Below are 21,089 nucleotides of genomic sequence, written 5' to 3' on the forward strand. Positions count from 1 at the left end.
ACGCGCCGTCCCCGCGAGGCTGTAGCAGGCGGGTGTGGGACGCGAGCGCGTAGCTCAGCTGGTAGAGCAACGGACTTTTAATCTGTAGGTCCTGGGTTCGAGTCCCAGCGCGCTCACCAGATTGTTCAGACACTTACCAGCACCAAAGAGGCTACGACCAAGAGCCTTTTTCACGTGCGCCGACAATGCGCGGTATGCTGAGCGCAGGCTCAAGCTTGAGATTAAGTAATATGCTGTTCACGCGCGAGCGCTGGAGAAAACGCTCGCTACCAACGCAGCGAATATCGGCGCCGCGAAGGAAGAACCGCGGTAGGTGATCATGTCTCGAGAGGGCTCGGTCTGAACCACCAGCCACGTGATAGTTGACGCCATGGTTTCCCGCCTCATCCGTATGTCAGAGAGGCGGATGAGCCGCTTCCACGGTGCGGCCCGCTCCGTTCTGTTCCTGCCGCCCAGCACGGCGCTCATACGCGGCGTTGCAGCCGTAACAGGCCGGCTGGAAGCGCCGGCGGCCCGGCGGGTGAGTGGACGTGCGCACCGTCTTGCGACGAGAACGCATCGCGCGGGGTGCTGCGATCTCCTGTCCACCCAATCGGGCAGGCGATCTCCTTCGACAGGGCCACGGCAGTCCGGTTGATCCGCCTAATCACGACGAAGCCAGCAACGAAGTACGCTGGGTCGCCGTCGGTCCCGATCGGTTCCCGAAGCGCGTCGCGCCACAATGATTGCGGAGCAGAAGGGGTGGGATGCGCTTGGAGCAGCTCGTACTGCCGCTCAAAACCGGATGGTCGGCTTCGCGCCCAACTCAGTCATCCGGTGGCCCTCGGCGGCATCTCCGAAGGGGACGTCGGCTCGCGTCGGGACGGTGTTCGGGGGGGGGCGATCACCGGCGCCCAAACGATGGTCGCCTACCCGGAGCCGTTCATCCTGCGTGCGAACGCGGTGTCCCGCGCCGTCGGAGAGCTGAGGCGTTGCCATGGCGTTGATAACGTAACAGGCACATCGACTCAGGCGCCGGCCGTCGGACGCATCGCACAGGCGCCCTCAGGGCCCGGCCGTGCGATGCCAGCGAAGATCGAAGGTCGCCTTCATGGCGATTGGGGCGGCTTACGGTCATCATCGGCGCGTGACCCAGTCGCTGCGTCCACGGGTGCACCGCTTGAACGGGAACCGTGGCGGTGCCACTCGATTGGCCGTGGAACGCATGGTGAGCCGCCAGTCGGGGGCGAAACGGCGCGACTGTCCCCACCCATCATTAGGTCCCGGTTCGGCTGCCAGGGGGTAGGTCCGGATGCTGGTCCGGAGCGTCTGCATGGAAAACGGTGTAGCCACGGCGGTCCTCTGCGTCGTCGGTGGTGGCATCGCCGCCCAGGTTCTCGCCGCCAGGCTGCGCATCCCGGCCATCGTCCTCCTCCTCGCGCTCGGGTTCCTGGTCGGGCCCGTACTCGGCCTGCTGCATCCCACGCACGACTTCGGACCGAACCTACGACCCCTGATCGGCTTGGCCGTGGCCATCGTGGTGTTCGAGGGCGGCCTCGCGCTCGACTTCCGCGAGTTGCGGGCGTCCGGCGAGGGGGTGCTCCGGCTCACGGCCTTCGCCCTGCCCATCAACTTCGTCCTGGGCACGCTCGCCGCCCACCTGATCGGGGGGATGATGTGGGGACCGGCGTCCGTGTTCGGCGCCATCCTCGTCGTCACCGGGCCGACCGTGATCCTGCCGCTCCTGCGCCATGCCCGCCTGGAACGGCGTTCAGCCGCCTTCCTGAAGTGGGAAGCCATCGTCAACGATCCCGTCGGCGCGATCCTGACCGCGGTCGTCATCGAGATTTTGGTGGGTGTGCCCCACGGCGCCGGGGAGGATCCGGCCACCGCACTGACGCTTCACCTCGCGGAGGGCGTGCTGGTGGCCGGCGCCCTCGGTGTCGGCTCGGCAGTCCTGGTCGCCTGGGCGTTCCGGCGCGACCAGATCCCGGAGACACTGAAGACGCCAGTGCTGCTCGCGCTCGCGCTGGTCGCCTACGTCGTGCCGAACCTCCTGATGCACGAGGCCGGGCTGATCGGCGCGACCGTGTTCGGCATCGCGCTCGCGAACCGGCACGTGCCCGGATTGGCCGAACTCCGCCGCTTCAAGGAAAGCCTCGTCGTCCTGCTGGTGTCGTGCCTGTTCGTCGTGCTGACCGCCGACCTCGACCTCGCGGTCCTCGGCAAACTGTCCGTGCCGATCCTCGGGCTTACGGCCGCGATCCTGTTCGTGGTTCGCCCGGCGGCGATCTGGTTGGCCACGCTGCGCAGCGACCTATCCCGGCGGGAGCGCCTGTTCGTCGGCTGGATCGGGCCCCGCGGCATCGTCGCGGCCGCCGTCGCGGGGCTGGCCGGTCCCCGGCTCAGCGAGGCGGGGTATGCCGGTGGCGACCTGATCCAGCCCACCGTGTTCGCGGTCATCGTCGCGACCGTGCTCGCCCACGGCTTCTCTCTCGGACCGCTCGCCCGCCGGTTCGGCCTGTCGACTGCCGCCGATACCCAGCGGCTCGCCGTAGTCGGGGCATCGCCGTGGGCGAGCGATCTCGTCATCACTCTGCACCGGGCTGGCGTGCCGGTCGTGATCATCGACATCTACCCCGGTGCCATGCTGGCCGCACGGCAGGCGCGCGTGCCGACACTCCAGGCCGAACTCCTGTCCCGGCACGCCGAGGAAGGGATGGCCGACCATCCTCCGGATCACCTGCTCGCGGCGACCCGGGACGATCTCTACAACGCCCTCGTGTGCACGAGGCTCGCTCCGGAGATCGGTCGCGAGCGCGTCTACCAGATCGCCCCCTCGGAGAATCACCTGCTGCACGCCGATACCGGCGTCAGCCGGGATGCCCGCGGAAAGGTTTTCGGGAACGCTGACGCCAGCTTCGATGCGTTGGCCGGTCGGCACGAGGCCGGGTGGCGGTTCGTGGTGACTGAGCCGGATGACGTCGCTCGGCAGGACGACATCCATCTGCTCACCATCAAGGCCGGTGGAAGTCTCGAATTCGTCTCCCTCGATCACGGGGCGAACGAGGCTGCCGAGGGCGACCGGTCGCTGATCCTGCGGGCGCCAACCCTGCCAGCAATCGAGGTTCAGGATCGATTCGCTCAGGTCTCTGCCTGATCGGCGGCGTCCAGCGGGATTGATCCCTCCCGATTGCGGGCTACAGCCGCACCGGCCTTGGAAGCCGTGTCGGCCGTCCTCACCTTGGCTCCATGGGCCGCGAATTCGACGTCATCATCGTAGGGGGAGGCGCCGCGGGCATCGGCGCCGCGCGGTGGCTTGCGGCCCACAGCACAGCGGCCTTGCTTCTCGAGGCGTCGTCGCGTCTCGGAGGCCGCGCGTACACGCAGGATCTCGGGGGCTACCCCCTCGACCTCGGCTGTGAGTGGCTCCACTCGGGCGACCGCAACGCATGGGTCGGCGTCGCTGAGGCATCGGGCTTCCCGGTCGACCGGGGCGATCCGCCATGGGCGAAGGCGCACCCTTCCATTGCCGAGGATGTCGATGACCAGGAGGCGGCGCGGCATGCATACGGCGATTGGGAGGAGCGGCTCCGCATCGTCGCCTCGGGCAGCGACCAAGCCAGCGATGCCCTTGAGCCCGGCGTCCCCTGGAACGCCTACGTGCGAGCCATCGCCGGTTTCATGAGTGGCGTCGCACCCGAGCGGATCTCCGCCGCGGACTACCTCGCCTATGATGATGCCTCGACGGGGCGGAACTGGAACCTGCCGCTCGGCTACGGCACGCTGGTCGCTGCCAGCCTGCCGTCCTCTACGGCCCTGCGGCTCGCCACCCCCGTGGAGCAGATCGACCTGACAGCGGACGGCGTCGCCGTCACCACCCGCGCCGGCGTCGTCCGTGCCGGCGCCGCTATCCTCACAGTCTCGACTGCGGTCCTGGCCGGCGACGCGATCCGCCTTCCCGCCGGAGTCGATCCCTGGCGCGAGGCGGCTGCCGCGCTGCCGCTGGGCTGCAACGAGAAGCTCTTCCTGGAGATCGGGCGCGATTCCGCATTCGAGCCGGACACGCATGCGTACGGCAACCTCCACGACGCGAGGTCGGCCGCTTACTCGATCCGACCCAACGGATGGCCGGTGATCGAGGCGTTCCTCGGGGGCGACGGCGCCCGCATCGTGAAGGAGGATGGCCCGGCCGCAGGGTTCGCCCATGTCTCGGCCGAGTTGGCAGCCCTGTTCGGCAGCGACGTCGCCTCGGCGATACGACCGCTCGCGGCGACCTCCTGGAGCCGGATGGCCTCCATCGGGGGCGCGTATAGCTGCGCTCTGCCGGGCCGATCCCAGGCGCGGGCGCGGCTGGCCCAGCCCTTCGAGGACCGGCTGTTCTTCGCGGGCGAGGCGACGCATCCCTTCGACTTCACGACCGCTCACGGTGCCCACGACAGCGGGCAAAGGGCTGCCGACGAGGCCATGGCCGCACTCGGGAACAGGCGGGGCAAAGCGGCCTGACGGGAGCCCTCGACGGCGTCCACATGGCCGCAGGCGCCGGAACATCCGGGGGCGGCGTCCATTTCAAGGGACCCCGGACAGCATCACCCGACACGCGAGCCGCACGAGCTGTCCCGTTCGAAGGCGGCGCGACAGGACAGCTTCATGACCGACGCCGCCGATCAGCGCCTCAGGATGCAGGATCCCCGCACCCAGTACCCGCAGCCGCCGTTCAAACGTCAACCGCAGGAGGCGCCCGGCCTCGCTGGGGCGATGGACCCGAAGCCGGACCACGGGGAGACAAGCTACAAGGGTCACGGGCGCCTCGCCGGTCGGAAGGCCCTGGTGACCGGCGCTGATTCCGGCATCGGGCGCGCGGCCGCCATCGCGTTCGCCCGCGAGGGCGCCGACGTGGCGCTCAGCTTCGTCGAGGACGAGATGCCGGACGCGCGGGAGGTGGCAAAGCTGATCGAGGCCGAGGGGCGCAAGGCGGTGCTGCTGCCGGGCGACATCACCGATCCGGTGTTCTGCGAGGCGCTGGTCACGAAGGCGGTCGCCGACCTCGGCGGCCTCGACCTCCTGGTGAACAACGCCGGCAAGCAGACGAACCAGAAGGACATCGGCGACATCACGGCCGAGCAGTTCGACCGGACGCTGAAGACCAACCTCTACGCGATGTTCTGGATCACCAAGGCAGCGTTGCCGCACATGCCGGCGGGCGCCTCCATCATCAACACGGCCTCGATGGTGGCCTACAACCCGCCGCAGATTCTGTTGGACTACGCCACCACCAAGGCTGGCATCGTCGCCTTCTCGAAGGCCCTGGCCGAGCAGCAGGTGGCGAAGGGCATCCGCGTGAACGCCGTCGCGCCCGGTCCGTTCTGGACGGCCCTGCAGCCCTCGGGCGGCCAGCCGCAGGATGCGGTCGAGAAGTTCGGCTCGGAAGTGCCGCTCGGCCGCCCCGGCCAGCCGGTCGAACTCGCGCCGGTGTACGTCTTCCTGGCTTCCCAGGAGGCGAGCTACGTGACCGGCGAAGTCTACGGAGCCACGGGCGGCAACGGCACGGCCTAACCGAAGAGCCAGGCGCGGGGCTTGCCGCGAGGGGAAGCGGGTGTCCGGGGAAGAGGCCGTGTTTCGGCTCCTGCCGGTCGCCCTAGCGGATCCGCGCGACGCGGGCCCCCTTCTCGTCGGCTCGCGCCTCTGCTTCCTTGGCCGCTTGCCGGGCGTCGTCCAGCCCCCCACCCGGGCGCGCGTCTCGCAGCCATGCCGAAGATCGTCCAACTCCTCCTCGGGGGGTCTCGATGCCGATGCAGCGGTTCCGGGCCGCGCTCGACCGGATGAGCTTGTCGAGCTTGGCCTGAAGGGTGGCACGGGCGTGGCGCGGCGAATTCTGGATCGGTTGTTCGTGGCGAGGGGGGTAAGCCGGCTGTGGACGCGCAGTCGCCTGCGGCGGCGGCTTAGGCCGCCCGAGCGTCCCGGAACGGAACCCGGCATGGGGGTTGCCGATTGCCGCATCCCGCCTCCCTTGGACCAGGTCGCGTATGTCCCTGTCGAAGAAGGTGAAGGTCGGCCTCGACGAGACCCGCATCCTGATCCTCGGCTCGCAGATCCTGCTGGGCTTCCAGCTCCAGGGCGCCTTCCGCCCGGCCTTCGAGAGGCTGCGGTTCCACGACCGCGTCGTCTGGGTCGCCGCCCTGGGCCTCATCACGCTCACAATCGCCGTCCTCATCACGCCCTCGGTCCAACACCGGGTGGTGGAGGGCGGACGGGACACGAAGCGCCTTCTCGGCGTGATCGGGCGCTGCGCCGGCCTCGCGCTCGCGCCGTTCGCCGGGGCGCTCGGGGCGGACCTGTACCTCGCCGTCGAACCGGTGCTGGGGCTTGGCCCCGGCGCCGCCGCCGGTCTCCTCTCCTGCTGCGTCGCCCTCCTGTTCTGGTACGGGTTGGAGGCGCTGAAGGCACGAAGCGTCGGGGAACGGGAGCGCATCATGACCGACCGCGAACCCGAGCACGAGCACACCTCGCTGGAGACCAAGATCACGCAGATGCTGACCGAGGCGCGGGTGATCCTGCCCGGCGCCCAGGCGCTGCTGGGCTTCCAGCTCGTCATCACCTTCTCGGAGGCGTTCGAGAAGCTGGCCTTCGCTACGAAGGTCGTGCACCTGGTGGCCCTCGGCTTCCTGGCGCTGACGGTGGTCTGGCTGATGGCGCCGGCGGCTTACCACCGCATCGTCTATGCGGGCGAGGACACGCCCGAGTTCCACGCCTTGGGCAGCCGCTTCCTGCTGGCGGCGAGCGTGACGCTCGCGCTCGGCATCTCGGCCGATCTGGGCGTCGTGGTGGCGAAGGTCGTCGCATCGAACGGGGCGGGCGTGGTCGCCGCGATCCTGACCCTCGGCCTTCTCGTGGGGCTCTGGCACATCCACCCGTTGGCGCTTCGGCGCCGCCACGGCGCTTCCGGATAGGGCAGATGTCGCGCTGACGGAGAATCCCGGTGCGCGGCACAGCTTCGACACGCCCACCAGCCCGTGGCCCGTCGCGTTCCCGAATGCGCAGAGCACCCGCCATTGCAGGATGGCAGAAAGCGACGCGGGCACGCTCTCAAGCTGCGGTAGGCCAGCCTCACAAGCCCGGTACGGACTCTTGCGCGGCGACAGGAGCCCATGTCGGCCGCAAGAGGGTCGCGACGGTACCGGCACGGGATGCCGTCGTCCAGTTGGTGCAGGCGGTGTTGTTGCCCTGAGAGAGGGTGCGTCGGGGCTATCGGCAAGCATCCTTGCCGCCGAGCCCGGCATCGGAAGGCCGCTGTTCTAGCGGCATTCGTCCGCATTCACGCCATTGTCGGGATCACCGCTGCCCCGTCACAGCGCGCGACTTGGGCGGGGGGAGACAAAGCGGTGAGAATCACACCTCTGGGGTTATCTGCCGGCGCCTGCACGCTGCTCAGTTCGTGGTGCGGACAAACCTACGTCCATCAACCCACGCCGACTTCCGCCCCGTCCCTCGATGCCGGGATCGAGGAGCTCGTCGGGGCCAACCACATCCTCACTGATCAAGGCGTGGTGGATGGCTCTGGACATAGCGGCATCGGCATCCCACGCGGCGTGATCACTTCCTGATGTCGCGCACTGTGGCGCCGGCGCTGGTCCGACGCGACGACATTCTGGAGTCCGACCGCGCCGGCGAGCCGGTCGATGCGAGGGGCCGTCAGGTCTTCCTCGAGCGGTTCATCCGCAGCGCCATCTGTCGGGTACGCCCGGATGTGCAGTCAGTGGTGCACACCCACTCGCCGGCCGTGATCTCCTTCAGCGTCAGCCAGGTGCCGACGCGCGCCACCTTCCTTATCGATAAAGTTGGACCATGTAGTGGTCTGGACCAGCGTCGACGCGCCGGCGGTCCCGTTGGATCCGCTGGGTCGAGAGTTGCGAACGCTGGGTGACGAGGTCGCCGATCTGGTACGTGATGTTGCTGCCGAAAGGCAGCGGGGCGGATGGTGTGGTCGGACTGATCTCGTACATCGGCGCACAGAGAGTGCGCCATTCGGCCGTCGTGTCGTCCGCACCCAACGAGCCAAATCCTAAGTCAGCCAGCTTATACAAGCACGGGTGTTGTATAGGCGCACCTTGATAGGGCAACCCGAAGGGGTATGTGCGGTCTGCTGAGTGCGAAAACGTCGCAAGCACAGCGAATGGCGGCTTCGGGTAACATTCCGAATTCACATCCAACGCGCCAGCGTCGATCGACAGGAACGCGGACGGGTGGCTCGGCCGCGGTGCCCGGCGGGTTCGCCTGCACCGTGGCCCGCCTGGCTTTCAGGAGGCTCGCGCCGTCGCTGGAGCGCCCGATTGGGGTCGCGAGAGGACCCTCCGCTCTTCCGGCTGACCATTCACCGAAGCAACCCTGCGGCTTCCGGCCAGACTCCGCCACGCCGAATTGTTGACGGGAGAAAAGCCTGTCGTTCGGCTTTGCGCCCATCCCGGCCATTCAGCGGGCTGTGGGGATATCCCGTGAGCGGAGGCTACCGGCCCCGATCGGCCATCTCCGCACCCGACACGGGGATGACGGCATGCAGAACGAACCGGAAGGCCGATATTCGTCGACAATCGTCGCCCGACCGCTCGTCGCTCCAATTCCCCCGTTCCTCAGAACGATATCGGGAATGGAAGCGGCCCTGCCTTCATGAGCATGCGTTCTCGACCTTTGAGAAGATGGTCGTTTCGAGCGCGATGTGACCGTCCACGGCCTTCGGCTGCGAACACCGTTCGACGGCATGGAAGACCGCATGAATCTCCTCGGCCGTCTTCTCGTCGGCGCGGACGAGACGCCCGGTCCAGGCCGTGATTTCCTGTGGTGACGACGTGCTGGTCACGAAGCCGATGATGTCGCCCTCGGCCGTGCCGACGAGGATGCGGCTTCGATGCGTCTGCGCAGGGCCGGGATTGGCGGCGGTGTAGGTCCCGGAAACGGCCTCGCCCATCTGGAGGAGGCGAAGTTCCGCGCCTGCTTGGCTCCGCCAGACACCATCGAACATCGTTGACCAAGCCCGCCGACCGAGCGGCCGTTCGTACGGCCAATCACAAGCGATATAGCAGGATTGATATAACGGAAGCGGGAGCCCGGCAATGCTCGGGGCGCCGTCTGCGGCCGGTGAGGCTCTGAGGACGGCCTCGCTACCAGAGGGCTTCGTGCGGATGGAACCGCACGATGTCGCCCGGCGCGACCTCGATCCGGCTATCCTCCAACTCCACGAGGCCGTCGGTTTCGGTGAGCGATGACAGCATGCCCGCGCCGTCGCGCTGGAATTTCCGGGCTTGCCAGGTGCCGTCGGCGTCCCGGGCGAGGCTGGCCCTGACGAACTCCCTGCGGCCGGCTCGCTTCCGGTAGGAGAAGGCCGCCCTGACGGTGAACCCGCGCGGCGGCGCGTAAGCCTCGCCGGCGAGCCGGGCGAGCAGCGGCCGCACGACGAACAGCAGGGTGACGTAGACAGCCACCGGATTGCCCGGCAGGCCCAGGAACGGCTTGCCGTCGATCATGCCCATCGCGACCGGCCGTCCCGGCTTGATCCCCAGCCTCCAGAACACGAGGCGCCCGATGGTCTCGACGGCGGTCTTCACGTGATCCTCGTCGCCGGTCGACACCCCGCCCGACGTGAGGATCACGTCATGCTCCGCGACCGCCGCCGAGAGCCTCACCGCGAGTGCCGCCGGGTCGTCACGGATGACGCCGAGGTCACGCGCCGCGACGCCCATCCGCCGGAGAAGAGCAAGCAGCAGGATGCGGTTCGAGTCGTAGATCGCGCCCGGCCTCAAGGGCGCCCCCGGCTCGACGAGCTCGTTGCCCGTCGAGAACACGCCGACCCGCAGGGTGCGGCGGACCGTCAACGTGCGCAGGCCGACGGCGGTCGCCAGAGACAAGTCCTGCGGCCGGAGACGCCGGCCGGCCGCGATGATCGGCGCGCCCTTCGCCACGTCCTCGCCAGCGTCGCGGCTGTTGGCGCCGCGCTTCAACCCGAGCGGCAGAGACACCCGGCCGTCGGGCAGGACGTGGACGTCCTCCTGCATGAAGACCGTGTCGGCATCCGCCGGCATCGGGGCTCCGGTGAAGATCCGGACGGCCGAGCCCGCCACCGACACGCCTTCCGACGAGCCGCCGGCCGCGACGACCGCGCCGACCGGCAGAACCGTCGAGTCGGAGGCGCGCAGGTCCGCGAAGCGGACCGCGTAGCCGTCGACGGCCGAGTTGGGGAACGGCGGGACGTTGATCGGCGCAACGCAATCCTCGGCCAGGATGCGTCCGTCGGCGTCCCAGACGGGAACGTCCTCGGTGCCGACGATCGCTTCGAGTCGCTCGCCGAACAGCGCGTGCGCGTCCTCGATCGTCATCAGGGGGCCGCCGAACGCGAAGCAGTCATCGCTGAGCTGGGCCATTCGGCTAGAGCCTCCCGAGGACGTCTTCGAAGGAACCGGCCACGTCGAGCATCAGCCCCGTCACCGCCTCCGCGTCGTTCAAATCTACGACGGGAAGGCCCGATGCCGGAAATCCGACGTCGCTCGCGATGCCCACGATGGTGGCGTCCAGAGGATGGAGGGGCGGGCGGCCGTTGTCGACGCGATGGACCTCGATCTTGGGGATCGGCTCCCGCTTGTATCCTTCCACGACGATGAGGTCGCAGGGGCTGATCCGTCGCAGGAGCTGACCCAGGGTCGCTTCCTGCTCGTCCCCCAGTTCGTGGACCTGGGCCCACCGGCGGCCCGACGAGACCAGGACCTCGCTCGCTCCCGCCTTGCGGTGCTCGTGGGAGTCCTTCCCGGGTTGGTCCGTGTCGAAGTCGTGGTGGGCGTGCTTAATGGTCGCGACCTTCACACCGCGGGCGACGAGCACGGGGATGACCCGGATCAGGAGGCTGGTCTTGCCAGCGCCGCTCCACCCGGCAAGTCCGATTACGCGCATACCGGACACCACTGACCGCCTCCCCCGCGACGTCTCCACTGCCTCGCTCGACCAGTCAGGGCAAGCGTCAGCCATGTCGCCGCGGCGCGTGACCCCCGCCCTACGCAAATTGAAACGACTTCAAAAACGATATAACACCTCCGCTATAACGGCTGCCATGTGGCATGCCACGGGCGAACGCCACGCCAACGGACCCGAACGGGCACGCCATGCACCACGTCGACTTCCCCTGGATCGCGCAAGCATGAGCATGGGCGATGCATCCCCTGCGGCGGACTGGGCCGCCATCGTGACGGACGCGTACTGCGCCGACGCGAAACCGCCGCTCACGCAGGAGCTCGCCGGGCGCGTCCGCGACGCGCTCGCGAAAGCGGTCGACTCCCCGGCCGAAGACGCCCCGAACACCCTGATGGACCGCCTGAACGGCGCCCTCGACGCGTTCGAGATCGAACTCCGCTCCGTCGTCGGGCCCAGGGTCACGTCCCTGGACGAGGCGACGGGAGCCGTCGTGATGAAACATCGATCCGAGGCCGGCCAGCCGCTCCGGGCCTTCGGCGGCCAGTAGGCCCCGACCGGACCGCAGGACGCCGCGACCACCCGCCCCAGAAGTTGGAAATCAGATACCGCATGAGTGAGGCACCGGGGACAGTCAGGAACTTTTCGCATCCCGGCCGGGGGCGGAACAAGGCGCGTAGCGTACCCAAGGGGCGCCAGGTCGAGCCGCGGGCGAAGGTCGAGATCGAGGAGCTTCTCGGCTCCCGCTCGCGCCAGCGCGACCTGCTCATCGAGCACCTCCACCTGATCCAGGACACCTACGGCCAGATCAGCGCCGAGCACCTGGCGGCGCTGACCGACGAGATGGCCCTGGCCTTCGCCGAGGTGTTCGAGACCGCGACCTTCTACGCGCATTTCGACGTCGTGAAGGAGGGTGACGCCTCCATCCCGAGGCTGACCATCCGGGTCTGCGATAGCATCACCTGCGCGATGTTCGGCGCCGACGAGTTGCTGGAGACGCTCCAGCGGGAACTCGCCTCCGACGCCGTCCGCGTCGTGCGCGCGCCCTGCGTCGGCCTGTGCGACCACGCGCCCGCCGTCGAGGTCGGGCACAACTTCCTGCACAAGGCCGATCTCGCGTCCGTGAGGGCCGCGGTCGAGGCCGGCGACACCCATGCCCACATCCCGGACTACGTCGACTACGACGCCTATCGGGCGGCCGGCGGGTACGCGACCCTCGACCGGCTCCGCAGCGGGGAGCTTCCGGTCGACGACATCCTGAAGGTGCTCGACGACGGCGGGCTGCGCGGCCTCGGCGGCGCGGGCTTCCCGACGGGACGCAAGTGGCGTTCGGTGCGTGGCGAGCCCGGGCCCCGGCTGATGGCGGTCAACGGGGACGAGGGCGAGCCCGGCACCTTCAAGGACCAGCTCTACCTCAACACCGACCCGCACCGCTTCCTCGAAGGCATGCTGATCGGCGCCCACGTCGTCGAGGCGCCGGAGGTCTATATCTACCTGCGCGACGAGTATCCCATCTCCCGCGAGATCCTGACGCGCGAGATCGCCAAGCTCCCCGAGGGCGGCCCGCGCATCCACCTGCGCCGCGGCGCCGGCGCCTACATCTGCGGCGAAGAGTCCTCGCTGATCGAGTCCCTGGAGGGCAAGCGCGGGCTGCCGCGGCACAAGCCGCCGTTCCCGTTCCAGGTCGGCCTGTTCAACCGCCCGACGCTGATCAACAACATCGAGACGCTGTTCTGGGTGCGCGACCTGATCGAGCGGGGTGGTGCGTGGTGGAAGAGCCACGGCCGCAACGACCGCGTCGGCCTGCGCTCCTACTCGGTCTCGGGGCGCGTGAAGGAACCGGGCGTGAAGCTCGGCCCGTCCGGCCTCACCATCCAGGAGCTCATCGACGAGTATTGCGGCGGCATGGCAGACGGCCACACCTTCGCGGCCTACCTGCCGGGCGGCGCGTCGGGCGGCATCCTGCCGGCGTCGATGAACGACATCCCGCTCGATTTCGGGACGCTGGAGAAGTACGGCTGCTTCATCGGCTCCGCCGCCGTCGTGATCCTGTCCGAACGGGACGATGTGCGCGGTGCCGCGTTGAACCTGATGAGGTTCTTCGAGGACGAGAGCTGCGGGCAGTGTACCCCCTGCCGTTCGGGGACCCAGAAGGCCCGCATCCTGATGGAGCAGGGCGTCTGGGACACCGAACTCCTGGGCGAGCTGTCCCAGTGCATGCGTGACGCCTCGATCTGCGGCCTCGGCCAAGCCGCCTCGAACCCTCTCAGCAGCGTCATCAAGTATTTCCCGGACCTCTTCCCCGCGCCGCGCGCCGCGGCTGCCGAGTGAGGCAACCGATGGCGCCAGCGAACCCTATCCCGATGTCCGAGCCAGGAGCGGCCGCATGAGCAACGCCCCCGAACAGCACGGCGACAAGACCGAGAAGTCCGAGATCCGGGCCGACGGGCTGCAGGATGCAGGCGGTCCCGCGCAGGGCTCGAAGCCGGAGGCCGGCGGCTCCTACTCGCAAGGCGCGAAGGCGGGCGGCCAGGCGGCACCGGAGCCGTCGGGACTGCACGATCTGACGGAGCGGCCGACCGCACCCGCGACCATCGCGTTCGAGCTCGACGGACAGCAGGTCGAGGCCGGTCCCGGCGAGACGATCTGGGCCGTCGCCAAGCGCCTCGGCACCCACATCCCGCACCTCTGCCACAAGCCCGAGCCCGGCTACCGTCCGGACGGCAACTGCCGCGCCTGCATGGTCGAGATCGAGGGCGAGCGGGTGCTGGCCGCCTCGTGCAAGCGCACGCCGGGCGTGGGCATGAAGGTCAAGACTGCGACCGAGCGTGCCACCAAGGCCCGCGCCATGGTGCTCGAACTGCTCGTGGCCGACCAGCCCGAGCGCGAGACCTCGCACGACCCGACGTCGCACTTCTGGGTGCAGGCCGACTTCCTCGACGTCTCCGAGAGCCGCTTCCCTGCGGCCGAGCGCTGGACCGGCGACTTCACCCACCCGGCCATGAGCGTCAATCTCGACGCCTGCATCCAGTGCAACCTCTGTGTCCGCGCCTGCCGCGAGGTCCAGGTCAACGACGTCATCGGCATGGCCTACCGCTCGGCTGGCACCAAGGTCGTGTTCGACTTCGACGACCCGATGGGCGGCTCGACCTGCGTGGCCTGCGGCGAGTGCGTCCAGGCCTGTCCGACCGGCGCGCTGATGCCGTCCGCCTATCTCGACGCCGAGCACAATACCCGGACGGTCTACCCCGACCGCGAGGTGACCTCGCTGTGCCCGTATTGCGGCGTCGGCTGCCAGGTTTCCTACAAGGTGAAGGACGAGAAGATCGTCTACGCCGAGGGCGTGAACGGGCCGGCCAACCATAACCGGCTCTGCGTGAAGGGCCGCTTCGGGTTCGACTACGTCCACCATCCCCACCGCCTGACGGCGCCGCTGATCCGCCTGGACAACGTCAAGAAGGACGCCAACGACCAGGTCGACCCGGCCAACCCGTGGACGCACTTCCGCGAGGCGACCTGGGAGGAGGCGCTCGACCGCGCCGCCGGCGGCCTCAAGACGGTGCGCGACACGCATGGCCCCAAGGCGCTCGCCGGCTTCGGCTCCGCGAAAGGCTCGAACGAAGAGGCCTACCTCTTCCAGAAGCTGGTGCGGCTCGGCTTCGGCTCGAACAACGTCGACCACTGCACGCGGCTGTGCCACGCCTCGTCGGTGGCCGCCCTCATGGAGGGGTTGAACTCGGGCGCCGTGTCGGCGCCGTTCTCGGCGGCGCTCGATGCCGAGGTTATCATCGTGATCGGCGCCAACCCGACTGTGAACCACCCGGTCGCAGCGACCTTCCTCAAGAACGCGGTGAAGCAGCGCGGCGCCAAGCTGATCGTCATGGACCCGCGCCGGCAGGTGCTGTCGCGGCACGCCTACAAGCACCTCGCGTTCAAGCCCGGCTCGGACGTGGCGATGCTCAACGCGATGCTCAACGTGATCATCGAGGAGCGGCTCTACGACGAGCAGTACATCGCCGGCTACACCGAGAACTTCGAGCTGCTGAAGGAGAAGATCGTCGAGTTCACGCCGGAGAAGATGGCTTCGGTCTGCGGCATCGACGCAGAGACCCTGCGCGAGGTCGCCCGGCTCTACGCCCGCGCCAAGTCCTCGATCATCTTCTGGGGCATGGGCATCAGCCAGCACGTCCACGGCACGGACAACTCGCGCTGCCTGATCGCTCTGGCCCTCGTCACGGGGCAGATCGGGCGCCCCGGCACCGGCCTGCATCCGCTGCGCGGCCAGAACAACGTCCAGGGCGCGTCCGACGCCGGACTGATCCCGATGGTCTACCCGGACTACCAGTCGGTCGAGAAGGCCGCGGTGCGGGAGATGTTCGAGGAGTTCTGGGGTCAGAAGCTCGATCCGCAGAGGGGCCTCACCGTCGTCGAGATCATGCGCGCGATCCACGCCGGTGAGATCAAGGGCATGTTCGTCGAGGGCGAGAACCCGGCGATGTCGGACCCGGACCTGAACCACGCCCGTCACGCCCTGGCGATGCTCGACCACCTCGTCGTACAGGACCTGTTCCTGACGGAAACCGCCTTCCACGCCGACGTGGTGCTGCCGGCCTCCGCCTTCGCGGAGAAGGCCGGCACCTTCACCAACACCGACCGTCGCGTGCAGATCTCGCAGCCGGTGGTGTCGCCGCCAGGCGACGCGCGGCAGGATTGGTGGATCATCCAGGAACTGGGGAAGCGCCTCGGTCTGCCCTGGAACTACGGCGGCCCGGCCGACATCTTCCGCGAGATGGCCATGGTGATGCCGTCGTTCAACAACATCACCTGGGAGCGCCTGGAGCGCGAGGGCGCCGTGACCTACCCGGTCGACGCGCCGGACAAGCCCGGCAACGAGATCATCTTCTACGCCGGCTTCCCCACGGAGAGCGGGCGCGCGAAGATCGTCCCGGCCGCCGTGGTGCCCCCGGACGAGTTGCCGGATGACGACTACCCGATGGTCCTATCGACCGGCCGCGTGCTGGAACACTGGCACACCGGCTCGATGACCCGGCGCGCCGGCGTCCTCGACGCGCTGGAGCCAGAGGCGGTCGCCTTCATGGCCCCGAAGGAGCTCTACCGGCTCGGGCTGGAGCCCGGCGATACGATGAAGCTGGAGACGCGCCGCGGCGCCGTCCACCTGAAGGTGCGCTCCGACCGCGACGTGCCGGTCGGCATGATCTTCATGCCGTTCTGCTACGCCGAGGCTGCGGCCAACCTGCTGACGAACCCGGCGCTCGATCCCATGGGCAAGATCCCCGAGTTCAAGTTCTGCGCGGCCCGGGCCACCGCCGTCCACGCGACGCCCATGGCCGCCGAGTAGGCGGTGGACCTCCGGCGGCGCGCTCAGGCGTGCCGCCGGGCCTTGACGGTGGACATCAGGATGATCCGGCGGGCAGCGCCGGATGCGGCAGGCTCGCCGGCACCGAGCTGAGGACTACCGGGCCGAGGCACGGCCTCAAGAATCGGCTCCCGATCGATGCGCTCCTCCGAGCGCCGTCCTCGATTCTAGGAATCGGGCTTCATCAGCGAAGCGAGAAGGTCGAGTTCACCCGCCACGGCCTCCGAGGCGAGCCGCTCCATGCGCAGGTAACTCTCGAGGATGGCGGTGCCCGTGTTCGTGAGGGTCGCGCCGCCACCGCTGCGTCCGCCCTTGCTTGCGGAGACGAGCGGCTCCTGGAACGCCTTATTCAGCGTATCGATGAGGTACCAAGCTCGCTTGTAGCTCATGCCCATCCGGCGCCCTGCGGCGGCGATGGAGCCGGTGTCGCGGATGCCGCTCAGAAGGGCGACCTTGCCCGGTCCCAGCAAGGTGTCCGAGCCGAGCTCGATCCTCAGACTGATGCTCGTGTCCTCGCCCAATGCCCACCGCCTCGATGGAGACCCCAGCGCCTCGCAGGCGTCCCTACGCGAAACGGCATCGTCGAGCATCCCGGCGAGCGACAGGATTCCCCGTTTCGTTCCACCGAGGCAGGTCCCGCGCATCGCGGGCCGGCGGATGCGGGCTCATGCGATCTTGACCGGGCTGGTCGGGGTCACGCCGGCCGCGACGAGGCCGGCGAGCCCTGCGCTCGTCACGAGGGTTTCGCGGCGGGCGAGAAGCCGAGATCGCGCAGCGCTGCGGCCGTCTCGGGCTCGCCCAGCAGGCTCAGGAATGCCGCGAGCGCTGGCATCCCCTTCGCGCGCTCGCGATACATTAGGTCGTAATCCTCTTCCGTCAACGGATGGAAGCCGAGCCCATAGGCATCCGCGACGCTTGCTATGGCCACGCCCCAGTCCGCCCTGCCTTGCGAAACCGCCGCGGCGACGGCGTTGTGCGAACGCGGCTGGTTCCAGAACCCCGCCGGCCTTGCACCGTTCAGCAGCCCGTCAACGAGCAGACGCGTGCCCGATCCGGCGTTGCGGTTGACCATGACGGCGTCGGGGTCGGACAGCGCGGCGGTGACCGCGTCGGCGGCCTCCCGACCTTCGAACCGGGCGTCGCCGCGGCGAAACACGACGCCCTGGAGGCGGCGCCAACCGGGCGCGAGGGACATCCCCTCGGCGAGGAACGGGGCGTTGTACCGGCCCGTCTCGGAATCGAAGAGGTGCATGGCGGCGACATCGCATTCGCCGCGTCGCAGGGCGGCGAGGCCGCCGGCCGACCCGACCCAGATGGTGCGGGCGCGGTAGCCCCGCTCGGCGAGCAGGCCGACCACCCGGTCCAGACCGATGCAATGGCTGCCGACGACCGTCAGGTCGGGCGCCCGAACGCCGGCGCCCAGGCGAACCACGGCGACGTCCTCGCCGGCCTCGACGCCGGCGCGCGCGGCTGGAACCGCGAAGAATCCGTCCGCCTGCGAGAAGGCGGTGACCGAACCCGAGCCCTTCGGCAGCGGCAGGGCGATCGTCCCCTCGGGACCGAGGGCGAGCGAGGTCATCACGAACTCGGTGCGGCCAAGCTCGGAGGGCACCCGTTGGGAGACGCGCGCCGCAATCGTTTCGTCCTCCCGCGGCGGCAGCCCGGCAAGCGCCCGGACGAACGGAACGACGAAGTCGTGGAAGGTGAACATCGCGGAGGTGGGGAACCCCGGCAGGACGATGATCGGCTTTCCCTGAGCCACCGCCACGCAGAGTGGCTTCCCGGGCTTCAGGGCCACGCCGTGGAACAGGATTCCCGGCTCGCCGAGGCGGGGCAGCACACGGTGCGAGACGTCGCCGGCCCCTTTTGACGTGCCTCCCGAGAGCACGACGAGGTCGCTGTCCCGAAGGGCGGATCGGAGGGCTGCCTCGAGGAGGGCCGCATCGTCGCGCACGATCCCGAGCCGAAGCGGTTCCCCGCCATTCTCGGTCACCGCGGCCGCGATGATCGCGCCGTTCGAGTCGTAGATCGCGCCTTCGGGCAGGGGCTCGCCCGGTGCGACCAGCTCGTCCCCCGTGGACAGGACCGCGACGCGCGGACGTCGCGTCACGTCGACGGCCGCCAGGCCGCACGCCGCCACCATGCCGATTTCGCGGGCGGTGATCCGCGTTCCCTTGCGCAGCACCGTCTCGCCGCGTGCCATGTCAGCCCCGGCATATCCCACGAACTGCGCCGGCCGAACCGCGGTCAGAACGTCGACGGCGAGGCTCCCGGCGTCGAACTCCGAGTGCTCGACCATCATCACGGCGTCGGCGCCCCGAGGGATCATGCCGCCGGTGGAGATCGGCGTCGCCGTTCCCGGCCGGACGACGACGGTCGGCGCGACGCCGCAAGCAAGGATCTCGCGGTTCAGCGTGAGACGCCGCGGGCTCGCCGGCCCGGCTCCTTCCGTGTCGGTGGCGCGCAGGGCGAACCCGTCCACCAGGGAACGGTCGAAGGGTGGAACGTCCCTTGGGGACGCGACGTCGCGGGCGAGCACGCGCCCGAGCGCGTCTTCCAACGGCACGGTCTCGGAAGGCAGGAGCGTGTGCGGGACCGCCGCCCGGAACCTTGCGAGCGCGTCGTCCCGACTCATCACCGTGAGAAACTGCTCCTGGCTTGAGGCCGCGGCGATACGCTCGGCGAAATGCGCCGCCTCGTCCCGGTCCGCGTCGGCGCTCACAGGGGCCAAACCTTCACCTCCTCGCCTGCCCGGAAGCCTTCGCTTTCCGGCTCGACCACGATGATGCCGTCCGCCTGTACCAACCGACGGAGCGGAAGGCCGGCTCCGCCGAGTGGCTCGACGCCATCCGACACGCTTCGGACGAAGACGACCTCGGATAACCCGATCGCCGAGACGATCTTCCGTACGAGGACATGCCGCCGGAGCGGGCGGTCCGGCGCGCCGGTGAGCCTCGCAATGAGAGGACGGCCGAGTGCCAGGAACCCGGCCAGCGCCGCCTCGGGACGTCCGGGTACCAGAAGAACCGGCCTGCCGGCTGCGGAGCCGACGGCGGTGGTTTCGCCGGGCCGCATGGCGATGCCGTGCGCGCGGACGTCTCCGGCGAGGGCGAGGGCCGCCGCGCTGTGGTCCGAGCGTCCGAACCCGCTTCCCCCGACCACCAGCACCGCGTCCGCCGTGCCGCCCCGGATGGCCTCGCCGATGTCCCGGACGCCCTGGGCGCGAACGGCTTCCGTGGCCCCACCGGCCCGGGCGATCAGACGCCCGAGCAGGGGCGACACGGTATCGAGGTGGGACGCCCCCGCGGTGACGACGCGCAGGAGGGGTTGACGGATGTCTACCGCCTTCAGGCCGATCGCTTCCAAGACGAGCAGGTGAAGCGGCTCGATCTGGGTGCCCGCCTCGATCAACCTCTCTTTGCCAGCGACGTCGTCGCCCGCCCCGCACACGCCTTCCCGCGTGGCGGTGTCCGCGACGACCATGCCGTCCGCAAATCCCTCCGGGGGTAGAACCGCATCGGTGCCGGGAGGCATCGGCTGTCCCGCCTCGACCCATGGTGGTGGCCGCGCCAGGAAGATCGGCGCGTAGGCCGACGCGCCTCCCACCGAAGCGGCCTCGACCGCGAAGCCGTCTCGCATGGCCGTCATGCTCATCGGCACGGCGGAGGGCGCGACGATCGCGCCTGCCGCGATGCGTCCGAGCGCCGCTGCGAGCGCAACGGTCGCGGGGGCGACGGGCGCAGCCTCATCGCTCAGCAGGTTCGCCGCCTCCCGAAGCGGGATCAGCGCCGAGGACGCATTTCGGATCATCGTGGCGGCGATGCGCCATCCGGGTTCGATGATCAAGGGTCGGCACCGTGAACCCCTATTATCCCCCGTTTCACGACATCGAAGACTGGATCTCCCAAGCCTGCTCCCGCGCTCCACGAACACGAGGGCGGCAGCCACCGCCTTTGAACGCTCCGGCTCGCGCTCCGTCCGCTCGGGGTAGCGGTCGACCAGCTTATTCGTCCACGGGCCCGCAAGTGATCCGCCACGGTTGCCCCACCATGTCGGTGAGTGGGTGGCATCCTCGGCCGATGCTGTGTGAACCACACGCGCCCACTCCGGGCGTAGGTCGGATTCCCAGGTTCGTGAACTGTTTTCAAGCTGCGACCCTGCAGGACACGGATGCCCTCATCGACGGCCTGACCTGCTCGGTCGAGCCGACCGCCGCGGCTGCCGTCGCGCGCCCGATCCGGTACAACCTTGCCGCCCTGAAGGCCCGGCTGGACGCGGCCGGCATCGGCCATGACCGGGGTCTGACCTCCGACGGCATCTCGATGGGAGAACAGGACCGCGTGACGGCGGCAGTCGAGGCGCTGGGACGGCTGGCCCTCCGGCGACTCGCGATCAGGCCGGGGCGGCGGATCGCCCTCGGGCAGGTCGTGGACAAGCTGCTCAGCAGGCTGCCGGGCAACCCGGTCGCGGTTCACGTCGCGCTGCTCTTCGTGATGCGGCCGCTCCTCGCCCGGCCCGGCGGCCTGACCGAGACCCCAGCATCTTGGCCCGTACGCCGCGTTCGAGTACCGGAAGTAGCCGGATCGGCGAGATCACGTGCCGGTCAGCCGCGAGCGCGGCACCGACGCCGTCCCCGTGGCGAGCAAGCTCCCGCGCGAAGGGGCAGGTGTGCGCACATCCCTGACGGAGAGCGATGGCCTCGTCGAACCTCCCGACGACACGACAACGGTCGCCCCGGGCGATATGCTCACCGACTCTCCGCACGCGCTTCTCTGGTAGGTAT

General features: G+C 69.1%; 15 protein-coding genes, 1 tRNA gene and 1 pseudogene. 11 read left to right on the forward strand and 6 right to left on the reverse strand.

The window, feature by feature from the left end; genetic code table 11:
* The first annotated feature begins 43 nt into the window (after positions 1–43).
* The 6 genes from MFF58_RS20055 (at position 44) to MFF58_RS20080 (ending at position 7,903) form a co-directional block, all read left to right on the forward strand.
* Positions 44–119, forward strand: a tRNA-Lys gene (locus MFF58_RS20055).
* Positions 120–1,312: 1,193 nt separating this feature from the next.
* Complete coding sequence (locus MFF58_RS20060) at positions 1,313–3,139, forward strand: cation:proton antiporter (protein ID WP_238290642.1); 1,827 nt, start codon at positions 1,313–1,315, stop codon at positions 3,137–3,139.
* A 92-nt stretch (positions 3,140–3,231) separates the two neighbouring features.
* Positions 3,232–4,485, forward strand: a complete 1,254-nt coding sequence (locus tag MFF58_RS20065) for a flavin monoamine oxidase family protein (RefSeq protein ID WP_238290643.1) — start codon at positions 3,232–3,234, stop codon at positions 4,483–4,485.
* Between the two features lie 144 nt (positions 4,486–4,629).
* Positions 4,630–5,535 carry an SDR family oxidoreductase gene (locus MFF58_RS20070; protein WP_238290644.1) on the forward strand — a complete coding sequence of 302 codons (906 nt, stop codon included), beginning with the start codon at positions 4,630–4,632 and terminating at the stop codon, positions 5,533–5,535.
* Positions 5,536–6,005: 470 nt separating this feature from the next.
* Positions 6,006–6,929, forward strand: a complete 924-nt coding sequence (locus MFF58_RS20075; RefSeq protein ID WP_238290645.1) for a DUF6328 family protein — start codon at positions 6,006–6,008, stop codon at positions 6,927–6,929.
* Positions 6,930–7,582: 653 nt separating this feature from the next.
* The gene (locus MFF58_RS20080; protein ID WP_238290646.1) at positions 7,583–7,903 is read left to right on the forward strand and encodes a class II aldolase/adducin family protein; all 321 of its coding nucleotides are present in this window, start codon (positions 7,583–7,585) and stop codon (positions 7,901–7,903) included.
* Positions 7,904–8,641: 738 nt separating this feature from the next.
* On the opposite strand, the gene MFF58_RS20085 is transcribed toward MFF58_RS20080, so the two are convergent.
* From MFF58_RS20085 to mobB, 3 genes are all read right to left on the reverse strand, one after another.
* Complete coding sequence (locus MFF58_RS20085) at positions 8,642–8,995, reverse strand: avidin/streptavidin family protein (RefSeq protein ID WP_238290647.1); 354 nt, start codon at positions 8,993–8,995, stop codon at positions 8,642–8,644.
* Positions 8,996–9,134: 139 nt separating this feature from the next.
* On the reverse strand, positions 9,135–10,391 hold the full coding sequence (locus MFF58_RS20090) for a molybdopterin molybdotransferase MoeA (RefSeq protein WP_238290648.1): 1,257 nt from the start codon (positions 10,389–10,391) through the stop codon (positions 9,135–9,137).
* Between the two features lie 4 nt (positions 10,392–10,395).
* A complete protein-coding gene (gene mobB, locus MFF58_RS20095; protein WP_238290685.1) occupies positions 10,396–10,914 on the reverse strand; it encodes a molybdopterin-guanine dinucleotide biosynthesis protein B in 519 nt (172 codons plus the stop codon).
* Positions 10,915–11,164: 250 nt separating this feature from the next.
* On the opposite strand from mobB, the gene MFF58_RS20100 reads away from it, so the two are divergent.
* The 3 genes from MFF58_RS20100 to fdhF all read left to right on the forward strand — a co-directional run bounded on the left by MFF58_RS20100 (position 11,165) and on the right by fdhF (position 16,288).
* Positions 11,165–11,479, forward strand: a complete 315-nt coding sequence (locus MFF58_RS20100) for a hypothetical protein (protein WP_238290687.1) — start codon at positions 11,165–11,167, stop codon at positions 11,477–11,479.
* Positions 11,480–11,541: 62 nt separating this feature from the next.
* On the forward strand, positions 11,542–13,260 hold the full coding sequence (locus MFF58_RS20105) for an NAD(P)H-dependent oxidoreductase subunit E (RefSeq protein ID WP_238290649.1): 1,719 nt from the start codon (positions 11,542–11,544) through the stop codon (positions 13,258–13,260).
* Between the two features lie 55 nt (positions 13,261–13,315).
* A complete protein-coding gene (gene fdhF, locus MFF58_RS20110) occupies positions 13,316–16,288 on the forward strand; it encodes a formate dehydrogenase subunit alpha (RefSeq protein ID WP_238290650.1) in 2,973 nt (990 codons plus the stop codon).
* Between the two features lie 185 nt (positions 16,289–16,473).
* On the opposite strand, the gene MFF58_RS20115 is transcribed toward fdhF, so the two are convergent.
* From MFF58_RS20115 to MFF58_RS20125, 3 genes are all read right to left on the reverse strand, one after another.
* Positions 16,474–16,827, reverse strand: coding sequence for a winged helix-turn-helix domain-containing protein (locus MFF58_RS20115; RefSeq protein WP_435404752.1), 354 nt, complete (start codon positions 16,825–16,827; stop codon positions 16,474–16,476).
* A 212-nt stretch (positions 16,828–17,039) separates the two neighbouring features.
* Positions 17,040–19,028: a molybdopterin biosynthesis protein gene (locus MFF58_RS20120; RefSeq protein ID WP_238290689.1), complete on the reverse strand. Its 1,989-nt coding sequence runs from the start codon at positions 19,026–19,028 to the stop codon at positions 17,040–17,042.
* Positions 19,025–20,116: a molybdopterin-binding protein gene (locus tag MFF58_RS20125; RefSeq protein WP_238290690.1), complete on the reverse strand. Its 1,092-nt coding sequence runs from the start codon at positions 20,114–20,116 to the stop codon at positions 19,025–19,027. The genes MFF58_RS20120 and MFF58_RS20125 overlap by 4 nt, the downstream gene beginning before the upstream one ends.
* Positions 20,117–20,385: 269 nt before the next feature.
* Here MFF58_RS20125 and MFF58_RS32610 point away from each other — a divergent pair.
* A pseudogene (locus MFF58_RS32610) lies at positions 20,386–20,757 on the forward strand (hypothetical protein); the annotation flags it as partial.
* A 184-nt stretch (positions 20,758–20,941) separates the two neighbouring features.
* Positions 20,942–21,085, forward strand: a complete 144-nt coding sequence (locus MFF58_RS20130) for a hypothetical protein (RefSeq protein WP_238290691.1) — start codon at positions 20,942–20,944, stop codon at positions 21,083–21,085.
* Positions 21,086–21,089 lie beyond the last annotated feature (4 nt).

The sequence above is a fragment of the Methylobacterium longum genome (assembly GCF_022179385.1).
Classification (GTDB): Bacteria; Pseudomonadota; Alphaproteobacteria; order Rhizobiales; family Beijerinckiaceae; genus Methylobacterium; species Methylobacterium longum.